General features: G+C 69.2%; 13 protein-coding genes and 2 pseudogenes. 12 read left to right on the top strand and 3 right to left on the bottom strand.

The genetic code is table 11. From position 1 onward, the window contains the following. Positions 1-101 precede the first annotated feature (101 nt). The 4 genes from bpln_RS09630 to bpln_RS09615 are packed head-to-tail and all read left to right on the top strand — an operon-like array spanning position 102 to position 5361. Positions 102-2309, top strand: coding sequence for a TonB-dependent siderophore receptor (locus tag bpln_RS09630; RefSeq protein WP_055138685.1), 2208 nt, complete (start codon positions 102-104; stop codon positions 2307-2309). Then, entirely contained in the window at positions 2309-2575 is a 267-nt protein-coding gene (locus bpln_RS09625) for a hypothetical protein (RefSeq protein ID WP_055138684.1), read from the top strand. Before bpln_RS09630 ends, bpln_RS09625 begins: the two co-directional genes overlap by 1 nt. 1 nt (position 2576) lies before the next feature. Further along, positions 2577-4076 (top strand): PepSY-associated TM helix domain-containing protein, encoded by a 1500-nt coding sequence (locus tag bpln_RS09620; RefSeq protein ID WP_055138683.1) that lies wholly within the window; start codon positions 2577-2579, stop codon positions 4074-4076. A gap of 40 nt (positions 4077-4116) precedes the next feature. Then, positions 4117-5361, top strand: a complete 1245-nt coding sequence (locus bpln_RS09615) for a RhtX/FptX family siderophore transporter (RefSeq protein WP_055138682.1) — start codon at positions 4117-4119, stop codon at positions 5359-5361. 207 nt (positions 5362-5568) lie between these two features. Here bpln_RS09615 and bpln_RS09610 read toward each other — a convergent pair whose 3' ends face one another. Then, positions 5569-6174 carry a LysE family translocator gene (locus bpln_RS09610; RefSeq protein WP_208459476.1) on the bottom strand — a complete coding sequence of 202 codons (606 nt, stop codon included), beginning with the start codon at positions 6172-6174 and terminating at the stop codon, positions 5569-5571. A 145-nt stretch (positions 6175-6319) separates the two neighbouring features. Here bpln_RS09610 and bpln_RS09605 point away from each other — a divergent pair, with 145 nt between their 5' ends. Further along, positions 6320-7270, top strand: a complete 951-nt coding sequence (locus bpln_RS09605; protein WP_082465249.1) for a LysR substrate-binding domain-containing protein — start codon at positions 6320-6322, stop codon at positions 7268-7270. Between the two features lie 144 nt (positions 7271-7414). On the opposite strand, the gene bpln_RS09600 is transcribed toward bpln_RS09605, so the two are convergent. Continuing rightward, on the bottom strand, positions 7415-8014 hold the full coding sequence (locus bpln_RS09600; RefSeq protein ID WP_208459475.1) for a TetR/AcrR family transcriptional regulator: 600 nt from the start codon (positions 8012-8014) through the stop codon (positions 7415-7417). 71 nt (positions 8015-8085) lie between these two features. Between bpln_RS09600 and bdcA the strand changes: the two genes are divergently transcribed. The 6 genes and pseudogenes from bdcA to bpln_RS37670 all read left to right on the top strand — a co-directional run. Next, positions 8086-8826: an SDR family oxidoreductase gene (gene bdcA, locus bpln_RS09595; RefSeq protein WP_244132054.1), complete on the top strand. Its 741-nt coding sequence runs from the start codon at positions 8086-8088 to the stop codon at positions 8824-8826. After that, entirely contained in the window at positions 8826-9173 is a 348-nt protein-coding gene (locus bpln_RS09590; RefSeq protein ID WP_244132053.1) for an EthD family reductase, read from the top strand. The genes bdcA and bpln_RS09590 overlap by 1 nt, the downstream gene beginning before the upstream one ends. Then, entirely contained in the window at positions 9170-10243 is a 1074-nt protein-coding gene (locus bpln_RS09585) for an alpha/beta hydrolase family protein (RefSeq protein WP_158512020.1), read from the top strand. Before bpln_RS09590 ends, bpln_RS09585 begins: the two co-directional genes overlap by 4 nt. Next, entirely contained in the window at positions 10240-11106 is an 867-nt protein-coding gene (locus bpln_RS09580) for an NAD(P)-dependent oxidoreductase (protein ID WP_055138679.1), read from the top strand. Before bpln_RS09585 ends, bpln_RS09580 begins: the two co-directional genes overlap by 4 nt. Before the next feature lie 71 nt (positions 11107-11177). Next, positions 11178-11366 (top strand): annotated as a pseudogene (locus bpln_RS38265) (hypothetical protein); the annotation flags it as partial. 703 nt (positions 11367-12069) lie between these two features. Continuing rightward, positions 12070-12357 (top strand): annotated as a pseudogene (locus bpln_RS37670) (TonB-dependent siderophore receptor); the annotation flags it as partial. 336 nt (positions 12358-12693) lie between these two features. Here the strand turns inward: bpln_RS37670 and bpln_RS09570 are convergent. After that, complete coding sequence (locus tag bpln_RS09570) at positions 12694-13761, bottom strand: alpha/beta fold hydrolase (protein WP_042625026.1); 1068 nt, start codon at positions 13759-13761, stop codon at positions 12694-12696. Positions 13762-15325: 1564 nt separating this feature from the next. On the opposite strand from bpln_RS09570, the gene bpln_RS09565 reads away from it, so the two are divergent. Further along, the gene (locus bpln_RS09565; protein ID WP_042625025.1) at positions 15326-16039 is read left to right on the top strand and encodes an autoinducer binding domain-containing protein; all 714 of its coding nucleotides are present in this window, start codon (positions 15326-15328) and stop codon (positions 16037-16039) included. The last annotated feature ends 33 nt before the right edge of the window (positions 16040-16072 follow it).

The following is a 16072-nucleotide window of genomic DNA, read 5'->3' as shown; positions in this document are numbered from 1 at the left end:
ATTCGCTGGTGCCGGAGATCGATAGAGAAACGCCGAAGACCGAAAAATAGCTTGCCTGGTTAAATTGATAATAAGAACTACTATCAAATAAGAGGGCGCATATGGTGCATCAAGCTACAAGAACGAGCGTGTCGTCACGGGGCGCGAGCGCGCCACGATTCAGGCACGCACGCTGGCGATCATCGTTGTATGTCGGGCTGCTGCTGGCGGCCCAGCCTTGGGCCTCCGCGTTTGCGGAAGCGCCGTGGGCCGACGATACGAAGCACCCGGCAAGCTCCCGTTCGACGAAAGCGAAGGCGCTGCCGGCCATCGAGGTGAAGGCGGCGAAGACGCATGACATTGATCCGTCGGTGGCCACGCTCGGCAAGATGCCGCTCGAATTGCGCGAGATTCCGCAGTCGGTCAGCGTCACGACGCGTGAGCGCATGGAGCAGCAGAACCTGTTCAGCCTCGACGAGGTGATGCAGCAGTCGGCTGGCGTGACGGTGCAGCCCTACGTGCAACTGACCACGGCCTATTTTGTGCGCGGTTTCAAGGTCGATTCGTTCGAGCTAGACGGCGTGCCGGTCGTGATCGGCGATACGGCGAGTTCGCCGCAGGACATGTCGGTATTCGAGCGCGTCGAGATCCTGCGCGGTGCCGACGGTCTGCTGCATGGCTCCGGCAATCCGGCCGCAACCGTCAATCTCGTGCGCAAGCGGCCGCAGTATCACTTCAGCGCGAACGCATCGGCGAGCTTCGGCAGCTGGGACCGCTACCGCGGCGAAGCGGATATCGGCGGGCCGCTCAACGCGGCGCGCACGTTGCGGGCGCGGATCGTCGCGGCCTATGAGGATCGGCATTTCTTCTATGACCATGCCAGGCAGGGCACGCGCTCGATCTACGGCGTGGCCGAGGCCGATCTGACGCGCGACACGCTGCTGACCCTGGGAGCGCAATACCAGACGATTCGCGCGGTGCCCGACATGTCGGGCGTGCCGATGACGCGCGACGGCAGGAGTCTCGGCCTGCCGCGCTCGACCTATCTCGACGCCGCCTGGGACGATGAAAACTGGGATACCACGCGAGCGTTCGGTTCGCTCGAGCAGAAGCTCGGCAACGGCTGGCGGGCCAAGCTGAGCGGAGAATATCAGGCGGCGACGGCCGACCTCAAATACGCCGGTTCGTTCGGCGCGGTCGATCCGGTCACGGGCGCGGGCGGGGCCTTGACGGGCGGAGCCTACCAGTTCAGCAGCTACAGCCGCAGCATCGACGCGAACGTTCAGGGCCCGGTGCATCTGTTCGGCCTCGAGCATCAGTTGCTGTTCGGCGTGACCTGGGCGAACAGCACCGGCGGGCAGCTGGCCGCGCCGTTGCTGAGCGGCATGGGGACGCCGGTGAATGTCTATCGATGGGATCCGGACAGCGTGCCGGAGCCTGGCGTCGGGCCTTATCGGCAGACGAGCCAGACCAGCATCTCGCAGGAAGGCCTCTACGGGCTCGGCCGGATCAAGCTCGCGAAGCCGCTGACGCTCGTGCTCGGCGGCCGCTACAGCTGGTGGAGCCAGAACAATCTCACCGCTCACTACAACCCGGGCGGCCAGTTCACGCCGTATGGCGGCCTGATCTGGGATTTCGCGAGCGACTGGTCGTGGTATGCGAGTTACGCGGAAGTGTTCCAACCGCAAACGAAACTGACCGCGAGCGGCGACATCCTCGAACCGACCAAGGGCAAGACCTACGAGACCGGGGTCAAGGGTCAGTTGGCCGGCGGCAAGCTCAACCTGTCGTTCGCCGTGTTCCGCATCGATCTCGCCAACAATCCGCAGGTCGATCCGGCTTATCCCTGCGCCGGCGCGAGCTGTTACTACGTCAACGCCGGCAGCGCGCGCAGCCAGGGCTTCGAGTTCGAAGCCAACGGCCACATCACACCGTGGTGGAGCGTATGGGCGAGCTATACGTTCGATTCCACCACTTACCCGAGTAACAGCGCCAGTGTCGGGCAATTCGGATCGTTCAGCCCGCACCACCTGTTCCGGCTGTGGACGCACTACGCTCTGCCGTGGCAGGAGCGGCGCTGGAGTATCGGCGGCGGCGTGCAGGCGCAGAGCAGTTATTCAGTGATATCGGGCGGCACGACGCTGCGGCAGGGCGGCTATGCGCTGGCGAGCCTGCAACTCGGTTATCGCCTCAATCGATACTGGCAGGCCGCGCTCAACGTCAACAACCTGTTCGATCGGACCTATTACCAGAGCCTCAGCAACGTTGGCTGGAATAACCGCTATGGAGAGCCGCGCAGTGTCATGCTGACCGTGCGCGGCACCTATTGATGCGATACGCGTGGCCATGGCGGGCCTGCGTCGCGGCCGGCGGAGCCGCGCTCGGTGCGGTGGAGCTGGCCGTGACGCTGGCCCGGCATTATCCGTCGCCGGATGGCCTGACCCGGCTGTTTGCCGCGATCTTCGTGGCACTGGTCGCCTGCGTGGCGGTGCTCACCTGGGCGCTGCTTGCGCCGGGCTGGCGCCAGCTGGGCTGGCGCTCGCTGGCGTGGCTGGTGGTTCTCACACCGTGCGTGATCTTATGGGGAGCGTCCTGAGATGCTGGTGCCTTTGCGCGACCGCTGGCGCGACGTTCACCGCGGTGCCGGCTTGCTGGCCGGCGTGGTGCTGTTCGTGATCCTGTTCAGTGGCACCTGGAGTCTCGCGCAGGAGTCGATGGCGGGCTGGTGGCGCCGCGCCGCGCTGTCGGACAGCGCCGGCGTGCCGCCGCTGAACCGGCTGATCGGCACCGCATCGGCGCAGGGCTTCGACCTGCGCGACGCACGGATCACGTTGCCGCGGCCGGCCGATCCGGCGGTCCGGTTTCGTGCCGCGCACGCGCCACGCTCGCTCGTGCTCGATCCCGCCACCGGACAGGCGGCGGCCACCGGAGCGGTACGCGGGCAGTGGCTCGTCACGCTGCACAAGACATTGTTCGCGGGTTTCCCGGGCCGCATTGTCGTCAGCCTGTGGGGCATCGTGCTGTTGCTGCTCGTGATCGCGGGGATCGTCGTGCATCGACGGCGCTGGCCCGGCGCGGCCAGAATCCGCTACGACCGCGGGCGGCATCTCCTGCTGTTCGACCTGCACGCGTTCGTCGGCCTGTGGAGTTTGCCGTGGCTCGTCCTGTTCGGTTTCACGGGCGCCTTCTCGGGCCTGGGGGCGCTCGGCATCGTGGCGCTCGCCTCCGCCGCGTATCCCGGTCATCCGAAACAGGCGTTCGCCGAACTGACGGGGCCGCCGCCACCGGCCGCCATGCAGGTTGTCTGGCAGCACCCACCGGACGTCGAATCGATCCTGCGGCTCGATGCGCGGCGCTCGCCCGGTTTTCGCCCTGAAATCGTGACGCTGCATCACTGGGGCGACGCGGCGGCCAGTGTCGAGATCGCCGGCATCACTTCGGGCCTGGCGAGCACCGCGCTGTTCGAGCGACACCTGTATCGCGCGGCCGATGGCTTCCCGCTGGCCCGGCGCACCGTGCGCGGGCGCGGCTTCTGGCTGCGCGCGTTCGTTGCGATGCAGCCGCTGCATTTCGCGCGGTACGGCTGGGTGCCGCGCATCGCCGGCGAACTGCGGGCGCTGCATTTCCTGACGGCGATCGGTGCCTGCGGGCTTTGCGTGAGCGGGCTGTATCTGCGCGCTCGGCGGCGGCAGGGCCGCTCGGGCGGCTGGCGCGCGCGCGGGCTCGCCGCATCGGTCACCGGGGTGTGCGGCGGCCTCGTGCTGGCGGCCGGATTATCGCTGCTGGCCGGCCGCCTGTTGCCGGCCGGCGCGCGCGACGACGCTTTCCTGCAGCGCCTGCCCTGGTACCTCTGGGGCGGCAGCGTGGCGTGCGCGTGGCTCGCGCCGCGCCGGCTGCCGGTCGGACGCTGCCTGAGCGCAGCCGCCGGGGCCGCCTATCTGCTTGCCGGTCTCCTGCACCTGTTCATCACGGTGCGCGACACGGGCCATCCCTATTTCTGGAACGTCGACGCCGTGCTCGCGGGCGGCGGCGGTTTGCTGCTGGCGCTGGCCATATGGCCGCCCGGCGACGCGCCGGTGCGCGCCGCCGGGCGATGACCGGCATCCCTCACTCACTTTCAGGCAACCGGAGGCCGCGGTGCGCGATCTTTATCCTCATCGTCGTCTGGTGATCACCATCACCGTGCTGTACCTGTCGCAAGGCATCCCCATCGGCATCGCGATGGATGCGATGCCAACCCTGCTGCGGCATGACGGGGCGCCGCTCCATGCGCTCGCGTTCCTGCCGCTCGTCGGCTTGCCCTGGGTCGTCAAGTTTCTGTGGGCGCCGTTCGTCGACAATCACTGGTCGGCGCGCATCGGGCCGCGTCGCAGCTGGCTGCTGCCGATGCAGATCCTCGTCGTGCTGTGCCTGCTCGGCCTGGCCTGGGTGCAGATGTCGGTCGCGACCGCGGGGCTCGCGGTGGGACTGCTGGCGCTCGCCTCGCTCGCCAGCGCGACCCAGGACATCGCGAACGACGGCATGGCGGCCGAGCATTTTCGCGGTGCCGCGCTGGCCAGGATCAACGCGATCCAGGTGGGGGGAGTGATGGTCGGCTTTTTCGCCGGAGGCGCCGGCACGCTGATCCTGAGCGGGATGGTGGGGCAACGCGTCGCGTTCCTGCTGCTGGCCTGCGTGCCGCTCGCTAGCCTCGCATGCGTGATCGGCCTGCTGCCGGGCGGCACCGCCAGGCTGCCCGATGGGGAAAGGTCTCATGCCAGCCTGCTGCGTTTCGCGAAGCGTCCATTCTCGTTGTCGTTGCTGCTGCTCGCGCTGCTGTCGGCAATGACGGCGGTATCCGGCTTCGGGCTCTCGAAGCTGTTTCTGAACGACGCCGGCTGGTCGCTCGATGCGATCGGCCGACTGGGCATGGCGGGCGGCGTGGTGACGGTCGTGCTCGGCTGCGGCGGCGGCGCGTGGCTGGTCCGAGGTCTGGGGCAATGGCGCGCGTTCATGGTCGGCGTCAGCCTGGCCGGGGTGGGCGCGCTGCTGTGGGGCGCGCAGGCCGGCGGCTGGCTGCCGGCCACGGTGCATCTGGCCTGGGCCTGCACCTTGCTCGGTTCGCTCGCCACGGGCATCACGTCGGTGGCGATCATGACCGCCGGCATGAGCTTTGCCGGCCATGGCGATCAGGCCGGTACCGACGTCACCGCGGTGCAGAGCACGCGTGATCTCGGCGAGATGATCGCTTCGTCGATGATGCTGACGCTGACGGCGAACCTGGGTTATGGCGGGGGATTTCTCGCGGGGGCCGTCCTTGCGGTGGTGTCGTGCGTGGTGGCGGCGCGCTTGCGGCGCCGCGAGTCGGCACTGCGTGCGCGTGAGGGCGAAGCGGCGGCCTGATGTTTGGCGGGCGGTTTGGCGGGCGGCGGCAAGCGGGGCACCCGCTCGACAGATCGGGCCGGCGTCATGCCGATTCGATGCGTGGAGGCGATCCAGTCAGGCCGTGGTCTGGTGCATGGTGAATCGCGCCGGAGCAGGCGGCAAACCAGGCGGCAAACCACAGGCGGCCAATCCCGCCCGCATGGTCCACCCGGCGCCGCCCGCCGCTCAGGTCCACAGAAACACGGTGCAACCCGCCGTCACCGCGCCGGTAGTGATCGCATAGAGCCGCCAGCGCAGCGGCGTCGACAGGACGCCGCGCAGGCTGCGTCCCGCAAGCGCCCATGGGCCGTTGGCGAGCAGGCACAACGGCGGCACCAGCAGCAACACGGCCGCCGGCAGCCACGGGTGGCTGCGTGCCGGCACCAGCACCAGCGAGGCGAGCGCGATGGTGGCGGTCACGGCTTTCGGGTTGGCGAACTGGAACAGCAAGGCGGCCATGAAGCGCATCGGCCGCGTATCGTCCGAAGGGCCGGTGCCGAGGCTCGCGCGCGCCATCCGCCAGCCGATTCGCAGCAGCCACACCGTGCCTGCCAGCTTCAGCAGCAGCACGCCGCGCGGCCATGCGTCGATGACGGGCGCGAGCGCCAGGATGCCGATCGCGCTCAGCAGCAGCGTGCCGGTCAGGATGCCGAGCAGTTGCGGCAGCGTTCGCGCGAGGCCGAAACGGGCGCCCGAGTACATCAGCATCATGTTGTTCGGCCCCGGCGTCGCCCACATGGTCAGCGCGACGACGACGAACGGAAGCAGCGGGGCGAGGCGGGTCGACATCATCGGAGATTCCTTCAGGGCAGCAGTGGCTATTGAATGGTTTTGCAGTCTATGGAACTGACAGCCTTTTCAATAGCTAGGATTTCTCGCAGAATGCCGTTAGAAAAATTCACGTCCCTGATGTCCGCTCCAAGCTCCGTCCCCGATCATGCGCCGCCTGCCTCCGCTCAATGCCCTGCGTGTCTTCGATGTGGCCGCCCGCCGGTCGAGCTTTTCCGCGGCGGCCGACGAACTGTGCGTGACGCACGGCGCCGTCAGCCACCAGATCCGCGTGCTCGAGGACTGGTTCGGCAAACGGCTGTTCGTGCGCCACGCGGCCGGCGTGCGGCTGACCGCGGCGGGCGAGAGCCTGCATGACGCGGCCGGTCATGCGCTCGGCACGCTCGAAAGCCGCTGCGCGGAGATCGCCGGACGCGCCGCGTTCGCCGAAATCGTGCTCGGCGCGCCCGGCAGCTTCCTCGCGAACTGGCTGATTCCGCGCTTCGAGCGCTTCGAGGCTGCGTATCCGGCGATCCGCGTGCGCCTGCAGACGAGCGCGGCGCTCGCGGACCTGCAATCGCAGGCGGTGGACGCGTTGATCGTCAGCGGTCGCGACTGGCCGCGCCAATTCGAGGTGACGGCGCTGCTGGAGGAGCGGATCGGTCCGGTGTGCGCGCCGGACTGGCCGCATCGCCTCGATGCACCGCGCCGGCTGGTGGGGCAGGCGCTGCTGCACACGCGCTCGCATCCGCAGGCGTGGCGCGAGTGGGCCGCGGCGCAGGGGCTCGATGCGACCGGCTTCGACGGCGGGCGCCAGTTCGATCATCTGTCGCTGATGCTGGAGGCGGCCGCCGCGCGGCTCGGCGTGGCCGTGGCGCCGGCGCTGCTGGTGGAACGCGAGATCGTGGGCGGCCGGCTCGTCGCGCCGCTCGGCTTCGTGGCCTGCGGCGGCGCGTTTGCGTTTTGCACGCTGCGCGGCCGGCAGGCGGAGGGCCTGGCCACGCTGCGCGACTGGTTGAAACAGGAAGCGCAGGACGCGCAGGACGCGCAAGCGAGGCGGCCCGTCGCAGCGAAACCGCGGCGACCGCGAGCGCCCCGGGCGCGGGCACCGCAACGCTAGCGCGGCGATCCCGTCGCGCGTTCGCCGCAGCCGCGAGCCGGCCCGAATCAAACCGCTACCGCGCCAACCGACAGTCGCAACGGCATCCCGTCGCGACGGCCCGGCGACGCCGCTCCCGACCCACCCCGCGTTGCGGCCGCACCATTACGCCAGCAACCGATACAAACCCTCCGCGGCCGCCCGCGCAACCGCACCGAGCCGGGCCTCATCCATCCCTTCGCGCGCACAGCCCGACAGCCCCGACATCACGACCGAGACATAGTCGGTCGCGACACCTGCCAACGCCGGATGCGTCGCCTCGACGAACGCGCGGACCTGCGCGCGCCGTGATTCGGCGACCTCGCGTGCGAGTGCGGCACTCTCGCTCGTCTCTCCGCCTCGCGCGGCTTCCAGCACGAGGCAGCCGGTGCGCTCGGGATCGCGCGCGTAGGTGCATGCCGCGCGCCCGATCAGGTCCGCCAGCGCCTCGGCGGGCGGCCGGCCGGGCCGCAGGATCTCGGCCAGCGTCAGCTCGGTGCGCGCGTAGCGCTCCAGCACGCGCCGGAAGAACGCGGCCTTGCTGCCGAACGCCGTGTAGAAGCTCGGCGGCTTGATGCCGAGCGCATCGGTCAGCGCGCTGAGGCCCACCGCTTCGTAGCCGGCCTCATGGAACATGCGCTGGCCGACCACCAGTGCCGCCTCGGGGTCGAATCCGCGCGGCCGTCCACGCCCGGGGCGTGCCTTGTCATTTAAATTAGTGACCACTACAAAAATTCCTTGCCATGTCGTAGCCATGAAATTTATAGTGATCGCTAATTTAATTCAAGGAGTTCGACGTGACATCGAAAGACGAATCGAAAGACGATGCCGCCTGGCGCGGCAAGACGGTGATGGTGGTGGGTGGCAGCCGCGGCATCGGCGCGGCGATCGTGACCTGGTTCGCGGCAGCGGGCGCGACCGTGTCGTTCAGCTATGCGGGCTCGCGGGAGGCGGCCGAGGCGCTGGCCGCGAGCACCGGCGCGCGGGCGCTGCGCGCCGACGCGGCCGATCGCGACGCATTGCTCGCGACGGTGCGCGAGGCCGGCCCGCTCGACGTGTTCGTCTACAACGCGGGGCTGCTGCTGAGCGGCGATCCGCTCACGCTCGACGCCGACGCGGTGGATCGCCTGATCGACGTGAACCTGCGCGGCGCCTATCACGCCTGCGTGGAGGCGGCGCGGCGCATGCCCGACGGCGGGCGCATCATCGCGATCGGCTCGGTCCACGGCGACGTCATGCCGTTCGAGGGGATCACCGCCTACGGCATGAGCAAGTCGGCGCTGCAGGGCATGGCGCGCGGCCTCGCGCGCGATTTCGGCGCGCGCGGCATCACCGTCAACGTGGTGCAGCCCGGCCCGACCGATACCGACATGAATCCCGCCGACGGGCCGCTCGCCGGGCAGATGCACGACCAGATGGCGATCCGCCGCCACGGCACGGCGCACGAGGTGGCGAGCCTGGTCGGCTATCTGGCCTCGCCGCCGGCGCGTGGCATCACGGGGGCGATGCATACCATCGACGGAGGCTTCGGCGCGTGATGGAGACCTCTCCCGCCATGGCGCACGACGCCGCCGTCACGATCCACGTGACCTATCACGGCGAGGCCGGCGCGCGTTTCGACCGCGCCTACTACGTCGATCATCATTTGCCGCTCGTGATGCGGCACTGGCGGCCCCACGGCCTGCTCGGCGTCGCGGCGTTCTTCCCGGCGCTGGCGCGGGACGGCACGCTGGCGATCTGCGAATGCCGTTTCCGTGACGAGGCGGCGCTGCGGACCGCGCTCGCCTCGCCCGGGACGGCGGCGGTGATGGCCGATCTGCCGAATTTCACCGATCTCGCGCCGCGCCGCTCGCGCGCGGCGCCGCTCGCGGAGGACCTTGCATGAACGATCGATTCACGCCCTGGGCGGCGGTGCCGGCCCGTACCGTCCGGCGCGGCCATTTCTGGATGCCGGGCGAGCGCGTCGAGGCCGGCGGACGCACCGTGCAACGCGGGCCGATGTACGTCGAGTGGGAGGCGCCGCCGACGGTCACGCGCGAATGGCCGATCGTGTTGATGCATGGCGGCGGCTTCCAGGGCACCGAGTGGTTCGACACGCCGGACGGCCGGCCCGGCTGGGCGCAGCGCCTGGTGGAGGCCGGCTACGCGGTGTTCGTGGTGGACCGGCCCGGGCACGGCCGCTCGCCGTACCACGTCGACGCGCTTGGGGCCATGGGGCCGCCGTTCTCGTACGAGGGCGGCCGCGAGATCTATTTTCCCGGCGACGACGCGCGCCACACGCAATGGCCGTTCGCGGCCGACGACGCAGCCGCGATGGACGCCTTCATCGCCGGCTACGGGCCGCTGCCGGCCGATCTCGAGGCCTCGCAGACGATGGACGCCGATCGCACCGCGGCGCTGCTCGCGCGCATCGGCCCCGCGATCCTGGTCACGCATTCGGCGTCGGGGCCGGACGGCTGGCTGGTGGCGGACCGCTGCCCCGGCCTCGTCAAGGCGATCGCGGCGATCGAGCCGATGGGGCCGCCGTTCGCGACCATCCCGAACATCGGCCCGCTGCGCTGGGGGCCGGCCGCCGCGCCGCTGCGCTTCGAGCCGCCGGTGAGCGATCCCGGGCAACTGCGCGCGGCGCGGCCGGGCGATTTCCGGCTGCCCTCGCTGGCGGGGCTGCCGATCCTGATCGTCACCGCCGAGGCGTCGGCGTTCGCCGCCGCGAGTCCGCCCACCGCCGCGTTTCTCGACGGCTGCGGGGCGTCCACCGAACTGCTGCATCTGCCCGATCACGGCGTGCGCGGCAACGGGCACGGGCTGATCTACGAGCGGAACTCGGACGCCGCGCTCGCGGTGGTGCTGGCGTGGCTCGTGCGGCGCACGGAAGGGGCCGGCGCCACGGGAGAGGTGGACGAAGCGGCAGCGGTCGATGCCGGGAACGTCAATGCACAAGGAGGTGTGCGATGAGGATCGGCGTGATCGGTCTGGGTGCGATGGGCCGCGCGATGGCGCGCAATCTGGCGCACGCGGGCCATGAGGTGACGGCCTGGAACCGCTCGGGCGGCGAGGTGGAGGGGGTGACGCGCGTGGCCACGCCGGCCGGCGCGTTCGGCGGCGACGCCGTGCTGACCATGCTCCCGGACGACGAGGCGATCCGCCAGAACGTCCTCGTACCCGAGGTGCTGGCCGCCGCGCGGCCGGGGCTCGTCCATGTGGTCAGTTCGACGATCTCGGTGGCGTTCGCGCGCGAACTGGCCGGATGGCACGAGGCGGCCGGGATCGGCTACGTGTCGGCGCCGGTGCTCGGGCGGCCCGACGTGGCGGCGCGCGGCGAGCTGAACGTGCTGGCGGGCGGGCGGCCCGAGGCGGTCGAGGCGGTGCGGCCGCTGCTCGAGGTGATCGGCGCACGCATCTGGGACATGGGCGCCGACGCGCCCACCGCGAACGCGGCCAAGATCGCCTGCAACATGATGATCACGATGGCGATCGAGGCGATGGCCGAGGCCGTGGTGCTGACCGACGCGAACGGCCTGCCGCGCGAGCGCTTCTTCGAGCTGATCCTCGGCACGCTGTTCGGCAGCCGCTCCTACCAGGTCTATTCGGCCAACATCGCGGCGCGGCGCTACGAGCCCGGTTTCAAGGCCTCGCTCGGGCTGAAGGACCTGCGGCTCGCCTCGGAAGCGGCCGACGCGGCCGGCCGCGCGCTGCCGATGCTGGCGGCCGTTCATGCGCGGATGGCCGAGACGGTGGCGGCGGGCCTTGGCGACCGCGACTGGTCGGTGATGGCGGAACTGACAGCGGGCAGCCTCGACACGCCGCCGATCGGCTAGCGGCGCGCTCCGTCCGCCAGGGCGGGCCGTCACGGCCGCCGCCGCCACCGGCACGCCCGATTGAACGGTTCATGGCGGACACGCAGGCGCGCACGCTGTCCGGCGTGGTGACCAGCGAAGCCTCGGCGCGCACGCCGAGCACGGCCGGCGGCTTCCAGGAAACGTTCCGGATCCGCGGCTTCCCCGGAGCGGCGGCCGGCGTCGCGCGCAACGGCCTGCACGGGATGGTGTCGCCGAGCCACATGCCGGTGAACCTGCTCGAACCGGTCGACGGGCTGCAAGGTCCGCGTGCGCTGATCTGTGGCGTGGGGCCGTCCGGCAGCATCGGCGGCGCGATCGACATCGTGCCGAAGCACGCCGACGACAAGCCGCTCACGCGGCTGACGGCCACCTGCCAGTCGCGCGCGCAGTTCGGCGTGGAGGCCGACGTCGGCCGGCGCCTCGGCGACGAGGACCAGTGGGGGATTCGCGTCAACGGCCCGTTCAAGGACGGCCGGGCCTCGATCGCGCACGGCAACCCGCTGCAGGGCAACGGCTCGGTCGGCATCGGCTGTCGCGGCCGCAAGCCGCGCTGGTCGTTCGACTTCTGCCACGTCGCCGAGAACCCCGGCGAGTTCCGTTCGCAGGCCCTCGCCGTCGACGCCTGTTCGCCCACCACCGGCGCGCGGACCAGCGCCTACGACAAGCAGGGCATCTCGCCGCTGGCCGGTATCGTGGTCAAGCCGCTCTCGAACGTGTCGGGGTCCGGCAACTTCACCTCGGGCCTCGCGCAGGGGCCGACCGCGCCGATGACGGCCGTCAGCGGCGGCCAGGTGTTCGAGCCGTATCAGTCGAACCGGTACGAAGCGCGCGTGAAGGTGGACTGGGGCCGCGTGATGACCTCGGCCGCGGTGTGCCAGACCTCGCGGCCGAACGGCGTGACCGGGGGCCGACCACGTCTACCGCCCGAGCGGCACCACGCGCGTGCTCGGGCTGGAACCGAACGCCTGCGGCGAGGTGGTGCCCGGGCTGCGCCTGATGGCGAGCGCGACGTTCCGCGACGCGAAGCTGCAGGGCACCGCGGGCGGCGCGACCGGCGGCGACCAGCCGGCCGGGATTCCGGAATACGCGTTCAACCTCGGCGCCGACCGGGACCTGCCGTGGGTGCCGGGCCCGGGCGTGAACGGGCGCGTGATCGTGACCGGCGCCGAGAACTACGACGCGGCCAACACGCTGCACCTGCCGTCGCGGACCCGCTACGACGCGGGGCCGCGCTATCGCACGCGGATCGCCGGCAAGCGCGTGGTGTTGCGCGCCAACCTCGAGAACGTGGTCGGCAAGCGTTACCGGGTCATGCGGCACACCTGCCCGATGGACGCGGCGCCGCGCACGGTGCTGCTCTCCGCGCGGATCGACTTCCGACGCGCGGGCGAGCCGCGACGTGAGGCACCGGGCGCCTCATGCTCATGCCGGCCGCCACCACACGGCAACGCGACAACCGGGACGGATCGGCAACGACGTCCCGGTTTTCCTTGCGTTGACGGCATGCGCGATCGGAGCGCCGCCGCGATGTCACCAAAACCCCTGGAACTGCCCCGGGCATCGCGCTCACGGCGCGCCGCGCTTCGCGTTCAGGCCTTGCAGCAGCGCCGCGTGGAAGCGGTCCGGGTCCTGCATCTGCGGGGCGTGGCCGGCGTCCGGGAACTCGACGAGCGTCACGTCCGGGATCGCCGCGGCCGTGGCGCGCGCGAGCTGGCGGTAGTTGCCGAGCGTCGGGCGGATCGCGGCGGGCGCGTATTCCTTGCCGATCGCCGTGGTGTCCTTGTCGCCGATCATCAGCAGCGTCGGCACCTTCAGCTGCGGCAGCTCGTAGACCACCGGCTGCGTCAGGATCATGTCGTAGAGCAGCGCGGAATCCCATGCCACCTGCTCGCGGCCCGGGCCGCGATACATGCCCGCCAGCATCTGCACGGCCGGCTCGTAATCGGCGCGCCACTGGCCCGCGAAATACGTGCTGCGCTCGTAGTTGCGGATCCGCTCGGCGCTGGTGCCGAGCTCGCGCTCGTACCACTGGTCGACCGACACCGGCGGCACGCCCTTGGCGCGCCAGTCCTCCAGGCCGATCGGATCGACCAGCACCAGCCGGTCGGTCTCGTGCGGATATTGCAGCGCGTAGCGGATGCCGAGCATGCCGCCCGTGGAGTGGCCGATGATGATGGCGTGCTCGATGCCGAGCGAGTGCAGCAGGTCGTTGGTGTTGCGCGCGAGCTGCTGGAACGTGAACTGGTAGCGCTCGGGCTTGCTCGACTTGCAGAAGCCGATCTGGTCCACCGCGATCACGCGGTAGCCGGCCTTCGACAGCACGCGCGCGGTGGGCGCCCAGGTGGCCGAGCAATAGTTCTTGCCGTGCAGCAGCACGGCCGTCCTGCCGTTCGCGGCGGCCGGGTCGGGGGCGATGTCGAGGTAGGCCATCTGCAGCGCCTGCCGTTGCGAATGGAAGGTGAAGCGCGACACCGGCCACGGGTAGTCGAAGCCTTGCAGCTCGGGGCCGTAGGCCGGGCCGTCCGGCGCAGCGGCGTCGGACGCGCCTTGCGCGCTGGCGGCGCCGGACAGCGCCAGCGAGGCCGTCAGGAGGCAGGCAGCGGCGGCGGGCACGAATCGTGGGTAGCGTTTCATCGGGGAATCGGAGTCGGGAAAAGGTGGCGATCGGTCGACGGCAGTCGGCCGGACCGCGAGCGTGCGGGCATGACGCGATGCCGGCGCGGCCGCGGCTTCCCCGGCATTGTGCCCAGATTTCGCCGATCCCGACGCGTCGCGCGCGGCCGGCGCGATCGCCGCCGGCCGCAAGACGAGGGCGCGAGGCCGGCGCGGCAGGGCGTGCGGCCGGTTCGCCGCGCCTGCCGGGCATGGCGGCCATGCGCGCCGCGCCGCGAGGGGCGCGCCGCCATCGAGGCGCACCGGGCGCGGACCGGCTGTCAGCGAGGCACCCGGCGAGCGGCGCGGCGACGACGCGTACCACCCCGTCGATCAGCCGGCGATCGAGAGGCGCCGGCGCGGGTCGCCTCTCGATCGCCGGGTCCGGCCCGAGCGCGTCCGCCGCGACGTGATATTCGTCAATCGATAAATAAGGCCATTGCAAATAATGGAAAATGGATTGAATGTTATTCGTGATTGAATGGGAGGAAAATGCAATGAAAATCGGCATGGCTGGTTGTGCGCGCGACCGACTCCACAGTGCGGCCTGACCATATTGACATGATTATGTGGTGCGCCCGCCCGTCCCTCGTGCTTGTATGCCGAATATCACATTTCCGGTTATTGACCCAAGCGAATACGACACTGTACGATCTGCGTGGCAATTTGGAACCCGCCATTTATGGTAGGTATGGCATGCGAGCACTCGCCCTATAATCATTCAGGCAAACGACATGAGTGCCCTGGCGTTACCGGAGTCCGGCCCGGCTATCAATTGGAAAACCGTGCGGCCGGCACGCTCCGGAAAAGGCACAAACCACCCGTCACACGATACCCGGCATCGGCAAAACCGACGCGTGGTAGCGGTTTTTGTCGTTTGCGGCGCTATCGTTTGCGCTGCATTCCTGAGCATGCAAACGTATGAGTATTTACCCTGAAACCGATACCACGGGAGTTTCCTGCATTGGTGAGCGGCTGTTTAATTGCGTGGCCTGCCCGCGGGCGCCGCGGATGCCCGCCGACATTGCCGGCCCCGGCCGGCGGCGCCGATTCGCCGGGGCGGCGATCGGGGCGTGCCGGCCCCCCGGGAAAGGGCAAAGAAATGCTGAGGAAAATTGCGTTGTTATTTTCGGAAAACTGTTATGTGATGACTGTAAAACATCTGTATGCTGGCCATTCATGTGAACGCTGCGAAAAAGTAATTTGAAGCAATCAGTGCGCTCGCGTTCAATGTGACGGCGCTGACGCGAATTCCGCTAAATCAGCAATTCAATCGCTTGGAAATTCCTCCGCTGTACAACCCACAATATACCTTCCGATATTCGAAGAGGGCAGGAGTCACCATGACGCTCATGAGAGAGGGCGTCGTCAATATCACGCAATTGCGCTTGCGCGCCGACGATCGGCATCGATCGGCGGTGCACTCTTCCGTATCAAAATAGCCGGACTGACGCGGCACGCGGAATCGCCCAACCTGGTTGACCGACGCCTCGGGCATTGTCCGCGGTACGTGGCGGCCGGCACGGACATTCCACGAGGAGGCGAAATGTACGATTGGGCTGGGGAACTCTTGTCCGGACTCGAGGGCGCGAGTTCGGAACGAGAGATTTCGATATTGATCGAGGACGCGGCGAATCACCTCGGTTACGAATTCTGCGCATACGGCTTGCGGATCCCATGGCCGGTATCGCGGCCGAAAATCTACTTGCTCAGCAACTATCCCGAGGCCTGGAAGCAGCGCTACATGGAGGCGGGCTACATCGACATCGATCCGACCATGAAGCACATGCGCCGCTTCCAGACGCCGGTGGTCTGGACCGACGCGTTCTTTTCCCGCACGCCCGAGCTGTGGCGCGACGCGCAGGCACACGGCCTGCGTCATGGCTGGTCGCAGTCCACGTTCGACAGTTGCGGGGTGTCGGGCATGCTGACGCTGGCGCGTTCGGAAGGCCCGGTCACGCCGGTCGAACTCGAGCACAACGAATTCCGGATGCGCTGGCTGGTCAGCACCACGCATCTGGCGATGACGCGCGTGCTGATGCCCAAGCTGATGCCCGACACCGAGCGCGGCCTGACCGATCGCGAGGTCGAGGTGCTGAAGTGGGCGGCCGACGGCAAGACCTCGGGCGAGATCTCGACGATCCTGCGCATCTCGGTCGATACCGTCAATTTCCACGTGAAGAACGCCGTCGCGAAGCTCAAGACGGTCAACAAGACCTCCGCGGTGGTGCGTGCCGCGATGCTCGGCCTGCTGAGCTGAACCCGCGTGCCCTGGCGCCGCCGCCGGGCCGGG

The sequence above is a fragment of the Burkholderia plantarii genome (assembly GCF_001411805.1).
Classification (GTDB): domain Bacteria; phylum Pseudomonadota; class Gammaproteobacteria; order Burkholderiales; family Burkholderiaceae; genus Burkholderia; species Burkholderia plantarii.
This window is presented reverse-complemented; position numbering and strand designations above follow the sequence as displayed.

Bases quoted from the DNA above. Each gene is read 5' to 3' on its own strand.
- bpln_RS09620 (WP_055138683.1), top strand. From the start codon at position 2,577: ATGCTGGTGCCTTTGCGCGACCGCTGGCGCGACGTTCACCGCGGTGCC.
- bpln_RS09580 (WP_055138679.1), top strand. From the start codon at position 10,240: ATGAGGATCGGCGTGATCGGTCTGGGTGCGATGGGCCGCGCGATGGCG.
- bpln_RS09610 (WP_208459476.1), bottom strand. From the start codon at position 6,174: ATGATGTCGACCCGCCTCGCCCCGCTGCTTCCGTTCGTCGTCGTCGCG.
- bpln_RS09625 (WP_055138684.1), top strand. From the start codon at position 2,309: ATGCGATACGCGTGGCCATGGCGGGCCTGCGTCGCGGCCGGCGGAGCC.
- bpln_RS09585 (WP_158512020.1), top strand. From the start codon at position 9,170: ATGAACGATCGATTCACGCCCTGGGCGGCGGTGCCGGCCCGTACCGTC.
- bpln_RS09590 (WP_244132053.1), top strand. From the start codon at position 8,826: ATGGAGACCTCTCCCGCCATGGCGCACGACGCCGCCGTCACGATCCAC.
- bpln_RS09605 (WP_082465249.1), top strand. From the start codon at position 6,320: ATGCGCCGCCTGCCTCCGCTCAATGCCCTGCGTGTCTTCGATGTGGCC.
- bpln_RS09565 (WP_042625025.1), top strand. From the start codon at position 15,326: ATGTACGATTGGGCTGGGGAACTCTTGTCCGGACTCGAGGGCGCGAGT.
- bpln_RS09570 (WP_042625026.1), bottom strand. From the start codon at position 13,761: ATGAAACGCTACCCACGATTCGTGCCCGCCGCCGCTGCCTGCCTCCTG.
- bpln_RS09630 (WP_055138685.1), top strand. From the start codon at position 102: ATGGTGCATCAAGCTACAAGAACGAGCGTGTCGTCACGGGGCGCGAGC.